The following is an 18,740-nucleotide window of genomic DNA, read 5'->3' as shown; positions in this document are numbered from 1 at the left end:
CCTCGTGCGCCCCCGGAGGACGCCGTCATGCTGACCGACCAGCTCTTTCTTTTTTCCATCGCCGTGCTCACGCTCGTGGTGCTGCTGGTGCTGGGCATGGTGCTGTACTTTGCAGCGCGGCGCTCGCACGCCAAGCCATCGAGCGACCCGAAGGTCGCGCGCATCCGCTTCGACTCCCTGCGCAGTTCGTTCCGCCAGGCGGTGGAGCTGATCGAAGGCAACATCGCCTCGCGCGCGGACCGCTACGGCATTCCGTGGATCATGCTGCTCAACGAGGGCGACGACCACCGCCAGCTGCCCATCGAGCAGTCGGGCGTGGCGAGTGCGCTGAGCACCGAGTCGGCCTCGGCCGCGGCCACGCAGGGCATTTCGTGGCATTTCTTCGACCGCGGTGTGGTCATCGACATCCAGGGCGCCTACCTGGGCTCGCCCGACGACGACGACGCCTCCGAGAAGCCGTGGGACGAGTTCCTGGGCATGTGCCGCGCGTACCGGCCGCAGCGCCCGTTCGACTCGGTGGTCATCACCATTCCGGCGGCGCTGCTGCTGGACGACAGCACCGACGGGCGGCTCGAACTCTCCAAGCGCGCCAAGCTCGCGCACCGCCGCCTGTGGCTGGCGCAGAACCGCTTCGCGATGCGCTTCGCGGTGTACGTGCTGGTCACCGGCGCCGAACAGCTCGAAGGCTTCAGCGCCTTCGCGCGCGCGCTGCCCGAGCCGCTGCGCGCCAGCATGCTGGGCTGGTCGTCGCCGTACGACCTGTCCACCACCTACCAGCCGGGCTGGGTCGACGAGGCGGTGGGCACCCTGGTGCGCACGGTGTCCGACGTGTCGGCCGAACTCTTCGCCACCGACACCGCGCCGCAGGGCGCAGGCCCGCAGCTGCTGCTGCCTTCGCGCATCGAGACGCTGCGCGGCCAGCTGCAGCTGTACGTCGACGAACTGATGCGCCCGAGCGCCTATCACGAGCCCTTCTTCTTCCGCGGCATCTACCTGACGGGCGACAGCGGCGAGTCGGCCCAGGCCATTGCCACCATCGACGCCGAGCGCGACACCTACGGGCGCCAGGAGCCGGGCAGCGGCGACCTGATCGCGCAGCTGATGCGCCAGCCGGCGTTCCTGCGCGACCTGTTCGAGAAGAAGATCTTTCTCGAGTACGGCCTCACGCGGCCGTCGCGCACGCAGACGCTGGCGCGCCCGGTGCTGCACCGCGCGCTGCGCTGGACGGCGATCGTGTTCCTGTGCGGCTGGGGCATCGGCCTGGTGGTGGCGACCTGGCAGCTGCACCGGCACAACGGCACGCTGGTGTCGGCGCTTTCCCAGCTGCAGCACGACGCGCAGTACCGCATGCGCGCGCAGCAGCGCGGCGAGCCGGTTCCATCGGCGTGGTACCGCAACAAGGCGCTGTCGCTGCTGGCCATGAACGAGCGGCTGCGCACGGACGGCACCTACTCCTTCTTCATGCCCGGCTCGTGGCAGGTGTTCGACGACCTGAACGAACGCGTGATCGAGCGCATCGAGCGCGAGTTCGGCGACATCGCCGTGGGCACGCTGCGGCGCGAGCTGATGGCCCGCGTGAGCCAGCTGAGCGGCGTGGAGCAGGACGAGGCGACCGGCGAGTTCATCGTGGGCGCCAGCTGCGGCCTGCCGCCGAGCTTCAGGACGCTGGGCGACGCGCCGCGCAAGAACGGCCTGCTGGTGGAAGACCAGCCCGAGTTCGGCGCCCTGCAGCGCTACCTGGGTTCGGCCGAGCAGCTCGACACCGCGCTGCAGGCGGTGGAACGCCTGCGCCAGCCTTCTACCGGCAATGCGGAAGACCTGCGCGTGGCCGTGCGCTACGCGCTGGGCGCCGAGCTGCCCGCCGACCTGGGCCGCAACCTGCGCTACTTCCGACAGGCGGCCGAGGGCCGCGCGCTGTCGATTCCGCTGGCGCCCGTGCAGGCGGCGCTGCGCTGCGCGCTCGACAAGGGCACGGCGCAGCTGGACACGCGGCTGTTCGTGGGCAACGAGCTGCTGGTGTCCGAGCAGGCGCTCGCGCGGCTGCTGCCGTCGCTGGCCGGTGGCGGCACGTTCGCGCGCACCACCGCCAGCTACCGCGAAGTGATCGCCGCCATCAAGGACCAGGAAGACCTGGTGGCCTCGGGCAAGGGCGGCTGGATGCGCCAGCCGGTGCTGGTGCTGGGCGCCTCGTACGACCGCACGATCGCGCGCATCGAGCAGAACCGCCTGCTGGGGCAGGAGCCGGCCGACGCCGTGCGCGCCCGTGCGCAGGATGCGTTCCAGAAGTTTCGCGCCGAGTTCAACCTGCGCTTCGGCGGCGCGCAGCCCGGCCTGGTGTGGCAGGACAAGGAAGGCCGCTTCGCGCTGGCGAGCGAACGCATCGCGCTGCGCGACGCGCTCACCGCGCTGCTGGCGCAGCCCTTCATGGCCGCGGCGCGCGACCGCGACCTGCCGGGCGCCCCGGGCGGGAACTTGCGCTCGGCCGCCTCGTGGGACCTTGCGCGGCTCGACCAGGCGCTGGCCATCGGCGACGTGCGCAAGCGCTACATGACCGAAGGCATGCTGGCCTTTCCGCCGGCGGTTCGCCCCGGCATCGAGAGCGCGCTGAACGCCCACTTCGCGCAGCTGGTGGTCGACCAGGTGGCCGAAGCCGCGACCGGTGCCGGCGACGGCCTGCGCGCCGCCTCGGGTGCGCTCACGGCCACCGACACGCAGGCCGCGGCCTATGAAGCCTCGCGCCAGCGGCTGGCCAAGGTGCAGGCGCTGCTGTACGAGATGGGTGCCGGCGCGCGCGCCGACGACCTGCGCGCGATGATGTCGCGCGACGCGCTGCAGCGCCTCGAAGGCGTGGACGAAGCCTTCACTCAGTCGGAGCTGTACGCCATGCGCGGGCGCGACTTCCAGGGCTGGCGCGGCGAGCGCGGGCCGATGCTGGCGGCCTTCGGCGTGTCGGACGCGGGCTCGCTCGCGGCCTACCTGGGCCAACAGTTCAGCCGCACGGAAACGCTGGGCAAGCTGGCCGACAGCTACACCGCGGCGCTCGACGGCGCGGGTGCGGGCTCGGTGCTAGCGCAGCGCTGGCAGGCGATCAACCGCGACCTGGAGCGCTACCGGCTGAAGAACCCGAACAGCAGCCTGCTGCTGCTGGAGCAGTTCCTGGGCACGACCGGCGCCGAGATCGACCGCGACACCTGCGCCGCCAAGCTGGCCGGCAAGGCGCCCGCGGCACGCATCGGCGACTACTTTGCCGATCGCCACCAGCAGATCTACAGCGCGCTGCTGGCGCGCTGCTACGAACTGCAGTTCGGCGACCAGCAGGAGCTGTGGACGCAGTTCTCCACGCGCTTCAACCGCTCGCTGGCGGGCCGCCACCCGTTCGGCGCGGCAACCGGGCGCGCCTTCGACCTGGCCGAGCCTGCGGACGTGAACGACCTGGCACGGGCCTTCGACCCGCTGGCGCGCGCGCTGAAGGAAAGCCGCACCGAAGGCGGCCCGCGCACCGCGGCCATGCCGGGGGCGGCCGCGCGCCGCTTCGCCGAGCAGTTCGGCCGTGCGCGCGACTTCCTGCTGCCGCTGTTCCCCACCGAGGACGGCGCCGTGCCGGGCTACGACCTGAGCGTGGACTTCCGCGTGAACATGCCGGCGGAGATCGAGGGCAACAAGATCATCGACTGGTCGCTCGAGGTCGGCGACCAGGTGCTCAGGCAGCGCGATGCGCCGCGCACGCTGCGCTGGGAATACGGCATGCCGGTGGCGCTGGTGCTGCGCATCGCGAAGGACTCGCCGCTGGTGGCGCGCGCCGACGCGCAGCAGCCCGCGCTGCTGACCGACGGGCAGACCGTGAGCTTCCGCTTTGCGGACCCGTGGGCCCTGTTCACGCTGGCGCAGCGCCAGCGCGAAGGCGACGCGGGACAGCGCCCGGACGGCCGCTCGCAGCTGCTGAAGTTCGAGTTTCCGCTGGTGGCCCAGTCGGCCGGCGACACCGCGCAGATGCCTGCCGGCGGACGCGCGCGCGTGTTCCTGCGCCTTGCGGCGAGCCCCGCAGGCAAGAAGACCGCGCTGGTCTGGCCCGCAGCTTTCCCCACCCGCGCTCCCGAATGGAACACGCCCTGATGGCCGCCCTGCTCGCTCCCCTGAACGCCGAAGCCGCCGACGGCTTCGCGCCCGACCTGGCGCCCTTGCTGGCGCCCTTCGTGGCGCCGCTGGACACCGACGGCCCCGCCGGTCCGGCGCTGCGCTACGACCCGGTGTACGCCCGCATCCGCGACGCGCGCCTGGAAGAAGACGCCAGCCTGCCGATGGGCGAATGGACCCGCCCGCTGAAAAAAGCCGACTGGCGCACCACCGAAATGCTGTGCGCCGAGCTGCTGCAGCGGCGCAGCAAGGACCTGCAGGTGGCCGCATGGCTCACCGAGGCCTGGGTGCATCGCCACGGCATCGACGGACTGATCGCGGGCGCGCACCTGCTGCAGGGGCTGGCGCGCGACTTCTGGCAGGACGTGCATCCGCGCATCGAGGACGGCGACGCGGACATGCGCGCGGCCACGTTCATCTGGGCCAACGACACGCTCGCGCAGGTGCTGCTGATGCGCGTGCCGCTGCTGGCGTGGGCCGATTTTTCTCCGCCGTTCATTCACCTGGGCGACTGGCAGCGCGCGCTGACCACCGAGTACGGCGCCGGTGCCGGTGCCGCCGCGGGCGCGGCCAAGGCGAAGTCGAAGGCGAAGGAAGTGGCCGAGGAGCCGAGCGCACAGACCGTGTCGCGCCAGGACATGCTGGACCACGCGGCGCGCGACCTGGATGCGCTCGCCGCGCTGGACGACCGCATCGCACGGGCGGCCGAGGCCTGGCGCGAGCTGACCGCGCTGCTCGACGAGCGCCTGGGCGCCGATGCGCCCAGCCTGTCGAAAGTGGCGGAGATGCTGGCCCGCATGCGCCAGGCCCTGCGCAGCCTGCTGCAGGAGCGCGACCCGCGCGACAAGAAACAAGCGGCCCCTCTGGCCGTGCTGCCGGCGTATGCGGCGGCGAACGCATCCACGCACAGCGCGACCTCGATGGAAGACCACGACATGAGCCAAGCCACCCCTCCCCTCGTTTCTCCTCTCGCTTCTCCTCTCGCTTCTTCGCCCCTCGCCCCTTCTTCCGGGCCGGGCGCCCTGCCGCAGGCCGCGGCGAGCGGGCGCATCGGCAGCCGCGCCGAGGCCTACCAGCTGCTGGAGCTGGCCGCCGCCTACCTGCTGCGCGAAGAACCGCACAGCCCCACGCCCTACCTCGTCAACCGCGCCGTGGCGTGGGGGCGCATGCCGTTGCCGCAGCTGATGCAGGAAGTGCTGCGCGAGGACGGCGACCTGAACCGCTACTTTTCGATCATCGGTGTGCGGCAGGACGCCTGAACGCCATTCCTTTCTTCTCACACGCTTTCAACGACATGGCCACCTCCACTCCCCTGTTCATCGCGCTCTCGAGCGCCAAGTTCACGTACAAGTACGACGTTCTGTGGGCCGAGCTGCCCGCGCCCGAGTTCAACATCAAGACCAAGGCCTGGCTCAAGCTGCTCGGCAAGCTGATCGGCGGTGTGTCCAGCAAGGAGCGCAAGGCGCTGGCGCAGGAGTTTCTTCAGTTCCTCTACGTCTACAAGCAGACGCTGGAGAAGCTGACGCGCGGCACGCACTCGCCCGAGCCGGCGCAGGTGATGCAGAAGATGAACGACTTCAACGCCGAGTACAAGCGGCAGTTCGGCGCCCTGCTGGACATGCCCTTGCTGCGGCTGCCCAGCGAGCTCGCGTCGATCGCGGACAAGATGGTCGTCAACGCCGTGCGGCGCGAACTCATCGTGCGCAAGAAGCAGCTGGTGAAGTACTGGATGGACGGCTTGCGCGACTTCCCCGAGCACAAGGACGACGTGTCGCTCATGTTGCAGTACATGGGCAACAACGAGCCGGCCAAGGTGCGCGTCTTTCTGGACGTGCTGTGCAAGGACCTGACCAAGATCAGGTTCAACGACCCGCGCCCCTGGCTGCAGACCAGCAGCCAGGTCGAGACCGGCCTCATGCGCGGCGGCGAAGACGGCAAGTTCGGCAAGGTGACCTGGACCAACGACGAGTTCAAGAAGGCCGTGAAGGCGGAGGTCTCGGCCGGCTACGGCGTGAAGGCCTCGGGCGAATGCGTGCTCGAGATCACCGGACTGCGCGCCGAGTTCAAGGCCGACGCTTTCGTGGGCGTTTCGGCCAGCGCCGAAGGCGAGGCCACCTACGTGAAGGGCAAGGGTGTCGAGGTCAAGGCCAGCGTCGAGGCGATGGTGGGCGTGAAGATCAAGGTGCAGGCGAACATCGACGTGGCCGACATCTTCCTGATCGAAGCCAGCGCAGAGGCCTTTGCCGGCGCGATGGCCTCGGCCGAGGTGGAGTTCGTCGCCACGGTCGACGGCGTGAAGCTGGACATCAAGGCGGAGGCCTTCGCCGGCGCGCGCATCAAGGGCGAGGCGTCGCTGTCGCTGCGCATGTGCGGCTACGACATCATCAAGGGCACGGCCAAGGGCTCGCTGTCGGTGGGCGTGGGTGCCTCGTTCGGGCTGGAATTCGAGTCGAGCGCCTTCGGCGGTTCCAAGCTCGGCATCGAGGCGGACGTGACGGTGGGCGTGGGCGCCGGCGGCGGTGCAGAAGTCACCGTGTACCAGGACAACCTGGGCCGCGCCTTCAATTCGCTTTTCTACTCGGGCTACCTCACGATGCTCGGCCGCTCCGGCGAGCGCGACACCTGGCGCACCTACTTCCGCGACCTGGAAGACAACCAGCTCCTGTTCGAGCGGGCCGACAAGATCATCGACGAGGCACTCATCGGCTGCTACATCGAATACCAGACGTACTTCACGCAGCTGCAGTCGTGGAAGCAGATGGAGGCGCTGTCCTGCTTCAAGGCGAACAAGGCCATTCCGGGTGTGATTGCGCTGTAGGGGGGGCACGCCGGCAGCGCGCAAGGTGCGTGCCGACTGATACAAGTCAGGGCCCGGAGCGCGGCAGAATGTGAAGCGGACTCCCTTTCGCGGGCGCGGCCGGCCAGGCCTTGCGCGCCAGCGGCCCGCGCCACACTGACAGCCACCGCAGACACTTGCCCACCCCATGAAAATAGCCACCTGGAACGTCAACTCCCTCACCGCGCGCCTGCAGCATGTGCTCGACTGGCTGGCCGCCAACCCGGTCGACGTGCTCTGCCTGCAAGAGCTGAAGATGACCGACGACAAGTTCCCGCTCGAGGTGCTGAAGGCCGCGGGCTACGAGGCCGCGGTGTTCGGCCAGAAGACCTACAACGGCGTGGCCATCCTCAGCCGGGCGCCGGTGCGCGACGTGGTGAAGAACATCGGCGGCTTCACCGACGAACAGTCGCGCGTGATCACGGCCACCGTCGAGACGCCCTCGGGCCCGCTGCGGGTGGTGAACTGCTACTTCGTGAACGGCCAGGCACCGGACTCGGAAAAGTTCATCTACAAGCTGAAGTGGCTCGACGCGCTGCACGACGCGTTGCGCCAGGAGCTGGCGGCGAACCCGAACCTGGTGCTGCTGGGCGACTTCAACGTCACGCCCGAGGACCGCGACAGCTTCGACCCCGTGGGCCTGAAGGAAACCATTCACCACACGACCGAGGAGCGCAACCATTTCAAGGCGCTGCTCGAACTGGGCCTGACGGACAGCTTTCGCATGTTCGAGCAGCCCGAAAAAAGCTATTCGTGGTGGGACTACCGCATGCTGGGCTACCAGAAGAACCGCGGCCTGCGCATCGACCACATCCTGGTGAGCGAGCCGCTGGTGCCGCGCGTGAAGGGCTGTGTCATCGACCGCGTGCCGCGCAAGTGGGAAAAGCCCAGTGACCACGCGCCCGTGGTGCTCGACCTCGCGCTGGAGGCCTGAGCCCATGACGGCGCTCACCCGCGTCGGCGGCCGTCTTGCAGTGGTGGCCGTGGCCCTTGCCATGTCGGCCTGCTCGCTGCTGAAACCTTCGGAGAAGGCGGCGGAAGGCGGCACGGAAACCGCTGCCACCTCGCCCACCGGCGAAGACGCGACCAGCGAGCGCAACGTGCCGACGGTGCGCCTCATCACCGCGCAGACGCCGGCCGTGCGCACCTACCGCAAGATCGGCGCGCGCCACATCTACAACAAGTACGCCAGCCGCATCTACAAGGGCAAGATCCCGCCGCTGGTGTATGCGGTGGTGGTGGTCGAGACCGACATCGATGCCAATGGGAAGGTGATGAACGTGACCTTCAGCCGCACGCCCAGCCATGCGCCGGAGGTGGCGCCGATGATTGCCGAACTGATCAAGGCCACCTCTCCCCTGCCCAGCCCCGGCAAGCTGGGCGGTCACACGTACGTGGACACCTGGCTCTGGGACAAGAGTGGAAACTTCCAGATCGACTCACTCACGCTCGGCCAACGAAGCCGATGACAAAAGGCCCTTGCGGGCCTTTTGTCATTCGATCCCGAGTTCCTGGATCTTGCGGGTGATGGTGTTGCGGCCGATGCCGAGCTTTTGCGCAGCCTCGATGCGGCGCCCTCGCGTGTTGGTCAAGGCAGTGAGGATCAGCCGCGACTCGAAGCGGCGCGAGAGCACGTCCCAGACATCGGTGCGGCCGGCCGCCAGCAGGGCCTGGGCTTCGACCTCGAGGCCGCTTTCCCAGCTGCTGACGCCCGTGGGCGCCGCTTCGGCGTGTTCGGACGAGGCCGGGAGCACATGCGCGATGTCGCGTTCGCTGCCCGCCGGCAACGCCGGCGCCTGGAATACCGCTGCAGGGCTTGCGGCTTCATGCGCATGGACCTCGGGCGCCGAGACCGCCATCACCTCGGGCGGCAGGTCTTTCGATTCGATCAGTTGGGCCGGCGCCATCACGGTCAGCCAGTGGCAGATGTTCTCCAGCTGGCGCACGTTGCCCGGAAAGCCGAAGGCCGCGAGCTTGGCCAGCGCCGGATCGGAAATGCGCTTGGGCTCCACGCCGAGCTGGCGCGCGCTCACCTGCAGGAAGTGGCGCGTGAGCGCGGGCACGTCTTCGCCGCGTTCGCGCAGCGCCGGCAGGCGCAGGCGGATCACGTTGAGGCGGTGAAACAAGTCTTCGCGGAAGCCGCCGATCTTGACGCGCTGCTCCAGGTCCTGGTGGGTGGCCGCGATGACGCGCACGTTGGCCTTGACCGAGTTGTGGCCGCCCACGCGGTAGAAATGGCCGTCGCTCAGCACGCGCAGCAGGCGCGTCTGCAGGTCGAAGGGCATGTCGCCGATTTCGTCGAGGAACAGCGTGCCGCCCTCGGCCTGTTCGAAGCGGCCGCGGCGCATGGTCTGCGCGCCGGTGAAGGCGCCGCGCTCGTGGCCGAAGAGTTCGCTCTCGAGCAGGTCCTTCGGAATGGCGGCGGTGTTGATGGCGACGAAGGGGCCGTTGGTGCGCGGCGAATGCTTGTGCAGCGCGCGCGCGACCAATTCCTTGCCCGAGCCCGATTCGCCGGTGATGAGCACCGTGACGTTGCTTTGCGAGAGCCGCCCGATGGCGCGAAACACGTCCTGCATGGCGGGCGCCTGGCCGAGCATTTCGGGCGCGGCGACCATGCGCTCTTCGGCGACTTCCTCGCGCTGGCTTTCATCGACGGCGCGGCGGATGAGTTCGACCGCGCGCGGCAGGTCGAAAGGCTTGGGCAGGTATTCGAAGGCGCCGCCCTGGAAGGCCGAGACGGCACTGTCGAGGTCGGAGAACGCCGTCATGATGATGACGGGCAGGCCGGGGTGCTTGGCCTTGATCTTGTCGAGCAGGTCGAGCCCGGAACCGCCGGGCATGCGGATGTCGCTCACCAGGACCTGGGGGCCTTGCTGTTCGTCGTCGGCGGCCTGCTCGAGTGCGGCGAGCACCTCGCGCGTGTTCGTGAAACTGCGCGTGGGCAGGTCTTCGCGCAGCAGAGCCTTCTCGAGCACGAAGCGAATCGATTGGTCGTCATCAACTATCCAGATCGGCTTCATGCATCTCCTTGTTGCCGTGCTGCGCTAGGGCAGCGGTATCAGTATCTTGAAATCGGTCCGGCCCGGGACGCTGTCGCACTCGATCACGCCGTGATGCTGTTGCACAAAAGTTTGCGCAAGCGTCAGTCCCAGCCCTGTCCCGCCTTCCCTGCCCGAGACGAGCGGATAGAAGATGCGGTCCTTGATCGTGTCCGGCACACCCGGTCCATTGTCGATGACATGCAATTCCAGTGCCAGTCGATACCACTGCTTGTTGAAGATCACCTGGCGGGCCACGCGCGTCTTGAAAGTGATCTGCGCATCGCCCGCCGCGCGGCGCTCGGACAGCGCCTGCGCCGCGTTGTGCGCGATGTTGAGCGTGGCCTGGATGAGCTGTTCGCGGTCGCCGCGAAACTCGGGAATCGACACGTCGAAGTCGCGCTCGATGTGCAGGTCGCGCGGAAACTCCGCGAGGATGACCGAGCGCACGCGCTCGCACACCTCGTGGATGTTCACGTCGCCCACCACGTGCGGGCGGCGGTGCGGCGCGAGCAGGCGGTCGACCAGCGTCTGCAGCCGGTCGGCCTCGTGAATGATGACCTGGGTGTATTCGATGAGGTCGCGCGACTCGACCTCCATCTGCAGCAGCTGCGCCGCGCCGCGAATGCCGCCCAGCGGGTTCTTGATCTCGTGCGCGAGGTTGCGGATGAGCTCCTTGTTGGCCTGCGCCTGGTCGATGAGGCGCTCTTCGCGGTCTTGCCGCACCTGGTTTTCGAGCGGCGACATCTCGATGATGAGCTCGCCCTTCTTGTCGCCGTGCGCCAGCGTGACCTGCACCGGCATCAGCTCGTGGTTGACGCGGCGCAGGAAGGCCTCGTAGCGCAACGTTGCAAAGTCGTTGCTGGCAGCACCGTCGATGGCGGTGCGAAGCACCTGGGGCTCATGGAAACATGCGCCGAACTGCGAGCCCTCGAGGGTGCGTCGCGAGGTGCCCAGTGCGTCTTCGAGGCCTGCGTTTGCGAACAGCACGGAGCCGTTGCTGTTGACCACCGCGATCAGCGTGGACAGCAGGTCGAAGGACTGGAAGCGCGGATTGGCGCCGTTCGCCTTCTTCCCGAACACCATGTTATTGCGGCTGCTTTGCAGGCAGGCGTCCGATTTCGCGGCGGATGCCGGCAATGTCGCTCTCGTTGCGCGCCAGCTCGGCCTTCATTTCGGCGACGCGGTCCAGGTACTTCTGGTAATTGCGGCCTTCGCTGCCCTGCTTCTCGGGCTCGCCGTTGTTGTAGTCCTTCTGCAGCTCGGCCTGGCGGGCCTCGGCCTTCCTGAGCTCGGCCTCGAGCACCGTGCGGACCTCGCCGTCGCGCGCGCGCTGGTCGACGCCTTCGACACGCGGGCTGCCGGCAGGGGCGCGCGCCGCGGACGAACCACCCGACGACGCAGCGCCCCCACCCGAGGGCTTGGTGCCCTGCACCACCGTGACGTTACCGCCTTCCAGCGGCTTGCAACCCTTTTGCTGGGCCACGCTCGCGTTGTTGGTGTATTCGTTGCCGCAGCGCCAGACGCGTTCCTGCGCGAGCGCCGGCAACGCGAACAATGAACCGGCCAGGAAAATGAGGGGAGCAGTCTTCATGTGTATCGGTAGAGGGGCGCGACAAAGGCGCATTTTCATGCAATTCGACGACACCGGTGACCAGATGTTCCGCACCAAGACAAAAGGACGGCCAAGGCCGTCCTTTTGTCTTACTTCCCCTCGGAAGACCGAGGGGAATGGCTGCTTTCGAGCGAGCGATTACAGCGAGTAGTACATGTCGAATTCGACGGGGTGCGTCGCCATGCGGAAGCGCGTGACTTCCTGCATCTTGAGCTCGATGTACGCGTCGATGTACGAGTCGGTGAACACGCCACCCTTGGTGAGGAACGCACGGTCCTTGTCGAGGTATTCCAGGGCCTGGTCGAGGCTGTGGCACACGGTCGGGATCAGCGCGTCTTCTTCCGGCGGCAGGTGGTACAGGTCCTTGCTGGCGGCTTCGCCCGGATGGATCTTGTTTTCCACGCCGTCGAGGCCGGCCATCAGCAGCGCGGCGAAACCGAGGTACGGGTTCATCAGCGGATCGGGGAAGCGCGCTTCGACGCGGCGGCCCTTGGGGTTGGCCACGAACGGGATGCGGATCGAGGCCGAGCGGTTCTTGGCCGAGTAGGCCAGCTTCACCGGGGCTTCGAAGCCCGGCACCAGGCGCTTGTAGCTGTTGGTGCCGGGGTTCGTGATGGCGTTCAGGGCACGGGCGTGCTTGATGATGCCGCCGATGTAGTGCAGCGCGAAGTCCGAGAGGCCTGCGTAGCCGTCGCCTGCGAACAGGTTCTTGCCGTCCTTCCAGACCGACTGGTGCACGTGCATGCCGGAGCCGTTGTCGCCGACGATGGGCTTGGGCATGAAGGTGGCGGTCTTGCCGTAGGCGTGGGCCACGTTGTGGATCACGTACTTCTGCAGCTGGACCCAGTCGGCGCGCTGGACCAGCGTGCTGAACTTGGTGCCGAGTTCCATCTGGCCGGCGTTGGCCACTTCATGGTGATGCACTTCGACCGGAATGCCGAGGGCTTCGAGCACCAGGCACATTTCCGAGCGCATGTCCTGGAAGCTGTCGACCGGGGGCACCGGGAAGTAGCCGCCCTTGACTGCCGGACGGTGGCCGGTGTTGCCGTGTTCGTATTCCTTGTCGGTGTTCCACGAGGCTTCTTCGGAGTCGATCTTCACGAAGCAGCCCGACATGTCGTTCTTCCAGCGAACGCCGTCGAACACGAAGAATTCGGGTTCCGGACCGAAGAAGGCGGTGTCGCCCAGGCCCGAAGCCTTCATGTAGGCCTCGGCGCGCTTGGCGAGCGAACGCGGGTCGCGCTCGTAGGCCTTGCCGTCTGCCGGATCGATCACGTCGCAGGTCAGGATCAGCGTCGTTTCTTCGAAGAAGGGGTCGATGTTTGCGGTGTTCGGGTCGGGCATGAGCTGCATGTCCGAGGCTTCGATTCCCTTCCAACCAGCGATGGACGAGCCGTCGAACGCATGGCCCGAGGTGAATTTGTCTTCATCGAAGTGCGACACGGGCACGGTGACGTGCTGTTCCTTGCCCCGGGTGTCGGTGAAGCGGAAGTCGACGAACTTGACCTCGTTTTCCTTGACGAGCTTGAGTACATCGGCGACGGTCTTTGCCATCAGTTTCTCCTGAGTTGGATGGTGGTTAGGAATACAGGGACGAGGGATGCAGTTTCTGTGCCATTGTCACCTCACCGGATGAGGCTTTGGCGAACGCTGCAATCCCCAAATACAGGCAAGATTTCACCAGTGTGGTGCAGACGACATTAACGCACCAATTCGGGACCAAGCTTGGCATCGAAAACGTGCAAGCCTTCGATGAGCTGGGCATAGGCCGCATCGAGCAGGCCGGGGGCGCCCTTGACGCCCAGCTCGATATGACGCCCGTACTGGGGGTGATCGACGCTCGGCAGGCTGAACACCTTGACGCCGGCGTGCTGGTCTTCGATGGCTTGCATGAGCGGCGTCAGGGTGGCTTCCATGGCACCGAAAACGATCACCGACTTCTCGGCGACGGCGTTTCGGGTGAACAGATCGGCGTAGCGGCCGTCGAGCACGGACTCGACCATCGGCCACGCCATGACCGGGAAGCCCGGCACGAAATGCACGTCGGCAACGCTGAAGCCCGGAATCTTGTTGTACGGGTTATGGATGAGCGTGGCACCCTGCGGAAACACGCCCATGTTGAGCCGGTGCACGTTGTCGGACCGGTCGGGCTCGTAGGGCACGCCCTGCTCGCGCGCGGTGTCCTGCATGCGCTCGCGAATCAGCAGCTCTGCCTCGGGGTGCAGCGCCAGCGGCATGCCCAGCGCCTTGGCGGCGCACTGGCGGGTGTGGTCGTCGGGCGTGGCGCCGATGCCGCCGGTCGAGAACACGATGTCGCCCGAGGCAAAGGCACGGGCGAGCGCGGCGGTGATGCGCGCCGGCTCGTCGCCGACGTATTCGGCCCAGCTGAGCTGCAGGCCGCGGGCGGCGAGCAATTCGATGACCTTGGTCATGTGCTTGTCGGCGCGTTTGCCGGAAAGGATCTCGTCGCCGACGACGATGAGACCGAATGCGCGTGTCATGGTGAACCCCATTGAGAAAGAGCGGCCTTGTTGGCCTGAGCGGCCTCGAGCGCCGGAGTGCCGCCGGCGGCCGACGCCGCAGCCACCTCGGCCACCGCGCGCTGGGCCCGCAACTGGCCGAGCGCGTCGAGGCAGTAGTGGGCGAACCAGAGCGCCGAAAAGGCAAAGACCAGTGTGTAGATCCAGATGGCGATCGGCACCAGCACGAAGAAGGCGGCCGCGAACAGCAGTCCCGACGCCCAGACAAGGCTGGGTGCGGCGCCCAGGTAGCCGCACAGCACGCCGATGCACAGCAGCGGCAGCCGGTGCGCGCGCAGCAGCGCGGCGCGCTCCTCGGGGCTGGCATGGTCGGCCAGGGCGTCGAAGCTCATCACGCGGTAGGTCAGCCAACCCCAGATGAGCGGCGGAAGAATCAGCACGAGCGGCGGGATGAGCCACAGCGGCATCGACACCACCAGGGCAATGAGCGCGAGCAAGGTGACACCGAGCGACCGAAGCACGCTGCCGAAAAAGGAAGCGCCCTTCTTCTGCTCGAGCGAGGGGAAGCGCCGCTCGGCGACCAGCTTGGTGAGTGCCGGCGCCATGAAGCCGGCCACGATCAGCAGGCAGAGCACCACGATCAGCGGCGTGGCGGCAAGCACCACGACCAGCGGCGCCAGCATGGAAGTGACATCGCCCGAGAACAGCCGCCCGATCCAGGCCCAGAAGCTCGACAGCAACGGCCATGCATCGAGCGCACCGCGCGTCCAGGCCACCGACGCTTCCCAGTAGAAATAGCCGAGACCGGCGGCCAAAACCGCCATCAACGCCAATGGCAGCAACGACAGCACGATCACGCGCGGCAGCATGCAGTAGGCGACCGCGCGCCAGAAGGAATCGAGGAGCAGGCGCATGAGGCAGCGAGGATAACGCCTGGGGCAGGCCGTTCAGGGGCCGGAACCCCTCAGCCGCGCCCGACCATTCGCTTCAGGCCCAGCCACTGCTGTGCCCAGAAGCCACGGCCGTAATCGCGCACGCGGCCATCGACGCCGGGCTCGACCTGGTCGCGAATGCCAGTGGGGTCGTAGCGGTTCTCGAAGTTGGCGGTGCGAAACATCATGTCCCACCACGGCAGCAGCACGCCGAAGTTGTGGCCGCCGAGCGTGCTCCTGCCGTTCGATTCGTGGCCCAGCCCGATGCTGTGGTGCAGCCGGTGGAAGCGCGGGCTGATCCACAGCCGCTCGCCGAGAGCACCGAAGCTCAGCCGCAGGTTGGCGTGCTGCAGGCTTTCGCTGAGCTGCGTGAACGCGACAAAGGCGATGAACTGCCCCGGCGCCACGCCGATCAGCTGCGCCACGACGACGATCAGCGTGTCGTGGACGATGTCGTCGAGCAGGTGGTTGCGGTCGTCGCTCCACATGGTCATCTGGCGCTGCGAATGGTGCAGCGAGTGCAGGCCCCACCACCAGTTGAACTGGTGCTGGCCGCGGTGGATCCAGTAGCCCACGAAGTCGAGCACCACCAGGTAGATCGCGAAGGCGAGCACCGGCACGTCGGTCACGCCGGGCCACACCTCATCGAGGTGGAAAGTGCCCCATCCGGCCGTGCGCAGGCTGCCCATGGCGTCGTCGAAGAAGGGCTGCAGCGTGAAGAAGATGGCCAGGCGGAACAGGCCGAGCCGGTGGATCAGCGTGTAGAGCACGTCGATGCGGATGGCCTGGCGGTCGACCACGGGCTCGACCGAACGCCAGCGCTGCAGCGGGCCGATCACCGCGATCAGCACCACGATCTGGAGGGCGCCGACCAGCAGCCAGCCGGTGGCGTCGAAGGCGTCCTCGGTCCAGCCGCCAAGGCCCACCGCGAAGACCAGCGGCTGCACCACGGCTTCGAAGAACCAGCCCTGCAGCGTGGAAAAAATGTCCGTCAACCAGTCGATCACGACAGAAACCTCAAGGATGGGATGCGATCCAGGCGCGGAAGTCGGGGTGCTGGCGCAGGGTTTCGAAGCAGAAGCCCTTGGCCTTGAGGCCGACGATCAGCGGTTCGAGATTGGCCGGCGCCCATGGGTCCTTGCGCGACCAGATGCCCAGGTGCGCAAGCAGGATGTCGCCGGGGCGAATGGTGTCGAGCGCCTGGGTCAGCAGCCTGGCGTTGCTGAATTTTTCGCTCGGCAGCTCGTCGCCCAAGAAGCCCGCGGGCGCCCAGCCGGCGTACTTGTAGCCACAACCCTCGGCGGCGGCCAGCAGCGCAGGCGAGGTCTTGCCGCCCGGTGCGCGGTACAGGGGCAGCGGCTCCTTGCCGGTGATGGCGGCCAGCCGGTCGGACGACTTGCGGATGTTGGCGCAGTACTCGGCGGCGGTCCAGGTCGATTCCTTGCCGTCCTGCGGACCGGCCGAAGGCTTGATGCGAAAGCTCGGCGGCGTGCCCTTGACGTCGGCGCGCCAATAGGCGTGGTCGTAGGTGTGCGAGCCGAACTCGTTGCCCTCGGCCGCCCTCGCCTTCCACCACGGCGCCCACTGGTCGTCGAGGCTGTCGCCCTCGGTCTTGGTGCGCTCGGCGGCGGCGAAGAAGGTGACGCGCACGTTCTGCCGCTTGAGCACGTCGGCCACCAGGGGGGCGATGCCCATGTGGCCGGTGTCGAAGGTCAGGTAGACGGGCTTTTCGCAGGTGGCCGCGCCCTGGGCCGCCCACGCGCCGGGAACGACACTTGCGGCCATCAGCAGCGCGAGGGCTGCGCCGACGCGCTTACGTGCGCTTGCCATGGTCCAGCGTCCACACGCCGTGCGGCGAACGGCCCACGTTGACCTGGCGCACGACCTTCTGCGAGACGAGGTCGACCACGCTGAGCTTCTTGGCCCAGCGCGAGGTCACGTACAGCGTCTTGCCATCGGCCGACACGTCCATGCAATCGGGGCCGCCGGGCACCGAATAGCTGGCGACCACCTTCAGGGTGGCCAGGTCGATGCGGCTGATGGTGTTGGCCACGCGGTTGCTCACGAACACCGTCTTGCCGTCGCCGGCCGAGCGGAAGGCGTGGGCGCCCTTGCCGGTGGGGATCTTGCCGACCAGCTTGGGCTCGGCGCCGGCCACGTCGAACACCTGCACGCCGTCGCCGCCGGTCAGGCCGACCAGCAGGGTCTTGTCGTTGTGCACGCCGAAGATGTCGGCCGGCATCGCACCGGTGGCGGTGCGCCACTTGACGGTTTGCGTGGGCAGGTCGACCGCGATCATCTCGTCGCTGTCCTGCATCGTCACGTAGGCGATGGTGCTGGTGTTGTCGATCCAGATGTGGCTGGGTGTCTTGCCGCTGGCGATGCGCTTGGCCAGCTTCAGGTCCTTGCCGTCCCAACGGTACACGTCGACGTGGTTCAGGCGGTTGCCCGCCGTGACGAACCACTTCATGTCGCGCGAGAACTGCAGCTGGTACGGATCGATGATGCCGTACACCACGCGCTGCACCGTGGCCGTCTTGGGGTCGAGGAAGGTCAGCGAATCGCCGGCCGAATTGGCCACGATGACCGACTTTTCGTCGGGCGTCATGTAGAGGTGGTGCGGCTCCTTGCCGGTGGCAATGCGCTGCTTTTCGGTCCAGTCGACCGGGTTGATCACACTCACGCTGGCGTCCAGCGAATTGAGCACGAAGATCGGCGGTGGTTCGGCCGGTGCTGCGGTTGCGGTGTGTGCCGCCAGGACCGTCAGACAGGAAAAAATCAGGGCCGCGAAGCGGCTGTTCGGTCGAGCAGGAAGTCGCAAGGGGAGGTTCCGGAAGAGAGCTTGCGATCTTAACGATCCGGCCTTAAGGCTGGCTGACGGGCCGGGCGCTCTTTCTCTCCCCTATTTCGGTGGTTTGGCGGGTTTAGAAGGCGCACGCAGCGCCGCGACCTCTTCGGCCGTGAGCCAGCGCCACTGCCCCGGCGCCAGTGCCTCGGGCAGCGCCAGGTCGCCGATGCGCGAACGGTGCAGCCCTTCGACCCGGTTGCCGACCGCGGCCAGCATGCGCTTGACCTGGTGGTACTTGCCTTCGGTCAGCGTGAGGCGCAGGTGCAGCGGGTTGTCCGATTCGCAAGCGGCGGCGCGCACGGGCTTGGGGTCGTCGTCGAGCACCACGCCGGCCAGCAACTTCGCGATCTGCGCCTCGTCGACCGGGTGCTTGGCCGTCACCTCGTAGACCTTGGGCACGTGGTGCTTGGGCGAGCCCATCTTGTGAATGAACTGGCCGTCGTCGGTCATCAGCAGCAGCCCGGTGGTGTCCTGGTCGAGCCGGCCGATGGCCTGCACGCCTTGCACCGCGCCCTTGTTGGGGCGCAAACGCAGCGGCGACGGCAGCAGCGTGTAGATGCTCGGGTAGGTCGAGGGCTTCTGCGAGCACTCGGTGCCGGCCGGCTTGTGCAGCATCAGGTAGGCCTTCTCGTGGTACGCCCACGCGGTGCCCTGAACGGTGAAAAGCAGGCCTTCGGGGTCGAGGTCGGCGAAGGGGTCGGTCACGGCCCGGCCGTCGATGGCCACGTGGCCTTGCTGGGCCAGGCCCGCGCAGACGCGCCGCGTGCCGAAGCCCTGGGTGTAGAGAATGTCTTGCAGGTGCATGGGAAATGAAAAAAGCGGTCGAGCCGACAAAGGCACGACCGCCTTCAAGTGTG

General features: G+C 67.5%; 15 protein-coding genes. 5 read left to right on the top strand and 10 right to left on the bottom strand.

Going from position 1 to position 18,740, the window contains the following annotated elements:
• Window positions 1-27: 27 nt before the first annotated feature.
• From ACSFA5_RS07615 to ACSFA5_RS07595, 5 genes are all read left to right on the top strand, one after another.
• Complete coding sequence (locus ACSFA5_RS07615) at window positions 28-4,113, top strand: type VI secretion system protein (RefSeq protein ID WP_435443420.1); 4,086 nt, start codon at window positions 28-30, stop codon at window positions 4,111-4,113.
• Window positions 4,098-5,393, top strand: coding sequence for a type VI secretion system protein TssA (gene tssA, locus ACSFA5_RS07610; RefSeq protein WP_435443419.1), 1,296 nt, complete (start codon window positions 4,098-4,100; stop codon window positions 5,391-5,393). The genes ACSFA5_RS07615 and tssA overlap by 16 nt, the downstream gene beginning before the upstream one ends.
• A gap of 35 nt (window positions 5,394-5,428) precedes the next feature.
• Window positions 5,429-6,952 (top strand): hypothetical protein, encoded by a 1,524-nt coding sequence (locus tag ACSFA5_RS07605; RefSeq protein ID WP_435443418.1) that lies wholly within the window; start codon window positions 5,429-5,431, stop codon window positions 6,950-6,952.
• A 166-nt stretch (window positions 6,953-7,118) separates the two neighbouring features.
• Window positions 7,119-7,904 (top strand): exodeoxyribonuclease III, encoded by a 786-nt coding sequence (xth, locus tag ACSFA5_RS07600; RefSeq protein WP_435443417.1) that lies wholly within the window; start codon window positions 7,119-7,121, stop codon window positions 7,902-7,904.
• Between the two features lie 4 nt (window positions 7,905-7,908).
• Window positions 7,909-8,439 carry a hypothetical protein gene (locus ACSFA5_RS07595; RefSeq protein WP_435443416.1) on the top strand — a complete coding sequence of 177 codons (531 nt, stop codon included), beginning with the start codon at window positions 7,909-7,911 and terminating at the stop codon, window positions 8,437-8,439.
• Between the two features lie 24 nt (window positions 8,440-8,463).
• Here ACSFA5_RS07595 and ntrC read toward each other — a convergent pair whose 3' ends face one another.
• The 10 genes from ntrC to ACSFA5_RS07545 all read right to left on the bottom strand — a co-directional run bounded on the left by ntrC (window position 8,464) and on the right by ACSFA5_RS07545 (window position 18,687).
• Window positions 8,464-9,990, bottom strand: a complete 1,527-nt coding sequence (gene ntrC, locus ACSFA5_RS07590; protein ID WP_435443415.1) for a nitrogen regulation protein NR(I) — start codon at window positions 9,988-9,990, stop codon at window positions 8,464-8,466.
• Window positions 9,991-10,014: 24 nt separating this feature from the next.
• Entirely contained in the window at window positions 10,015-11,094 is a 1,080-nt protein-coding gene (gene glnL / locus ACSFA5_RS07585; protein ID WP_435435468.1) for a nitrogen regulation protein NR(II), read from the bottom strand.
• A 1-nt stretch (window position 11,095) separates the two neighbouring features.
• Window positions 11,096-11,602, bottom strand: coding sequence for a hypothetical protein (locus ACSFA5_RS07580; RefSeq protein WP_435443414.1), 507 nt, complete (start codon window positions 11,600-11,602; stop codon window positions 11,096-11,098).
• 159 nt (window positions 11,603-11,761) lie between these two features.
• Entirely contained in the window at window positions 11,762-13,177 is a 1,416-nt protein-coding gene (gene glnA, locus ACSFA5_RS07575; protein ID WP_435443413.1) for a type I glutamate--ammonia ligase, read from the bottom strand.
• 146 nt (window positions 13,178-13,323) lie between these two features.
• On the bottom strand, window positions 13,324-14,124 hold the full coding sequence (locus ACSFA5_RS07570; protein WP_435443412.1) for a competence/damage-inducible protein A: 801 nt from the start codon (window positions 14,122-14,124) through the stop codon (window positions 13,324-13,326).
• The gene (locus tag ACSFA5_RS07565) at window positions 14,121-15,017 is read right to left on the bottom strand and encodes an EI24 domain-containing protein (RefSeq protein WP_435443411.1); all 897 of its coding nucleotides are present in this window, start codon (window positions 15,015-15,017) and stop codon (window positions 14,121-14,123) included. Before ACSFA5_RS07565 ends, ACSFA5_RS07570 begins: the two co-directional genes overlap by 4 nt.
• 50 nt (window positions 15,018-15,067) lie before the next feature.
• Window positions 15,068-16,042, bottom strand: a complete 975-nt coding sequence (locus ACSFA5_RS07560; RefSeq protein ID WP_435443410.1) for a sterol desaturase family protein — start codon at window positions 16,040-16,042, stop codon at window positions 15,068-15,070.
• A gap of 10 nt (window positions 16,043-16,052) precedes the next feature.
• Window positions 16,053-16,865 (bottom strand): polysaccharide deacetylase family protein, encoded by an 813-nt coding sequence (locus tag ACSFA5_RS07555; protein WP_435443409.1) that lies wholly within the window; start codon window positions 16,863-16,865, stop codon window positions 16,053-16,055.
• Window positions 16,849-17,856 carry a YncE family protein gene (locus ACSFA5_RS07550; RefSeq protein WP_435443408.1) on the bottom strand — a complete coding sequence of 336 codons (1,008 nt, stop codon included), beginning with the start codon at window positions 17,854-17,856 and terminating at the stop codon, window positions 16,849-16,851. Before ACSFA5_RS07550 ends, ACSFA5_RS07555 begins: the two co-directional genes overlap by 17 nt.
• A gap of 81 nt (window positions 17,857-17,937) precedes the next feature.
• Window positions 17,938-18,687 carry a pseudouridine synthase gene (locus ACSFA5_RS07545; protein ID WP_435443407.1) on the bottom strand — a complete coding sequence of 250 codons (750 nt, stop codon included), beginning with the start codon at window positions 18,685-18,687 and terminating at the stop codon, window positions 17,938-17,940.
• Between the last annotated feature and the right edge of the window lie 53 nt (window positions 18,688-18,740).

It is taken from the genome of Variovorax monticola (assembly GCF_051216855.1).
In the GTDB taxonomy this organism is placed as follows: domain Bacteria; phylum Pseudomonadota; class Gammaproteobacteria; order Burkholderiales; family Burkholderiaceae_C; genus Variovorax.
This window is presented reverse-complemented; position numbering and strand designations above follow the sequence as displayed.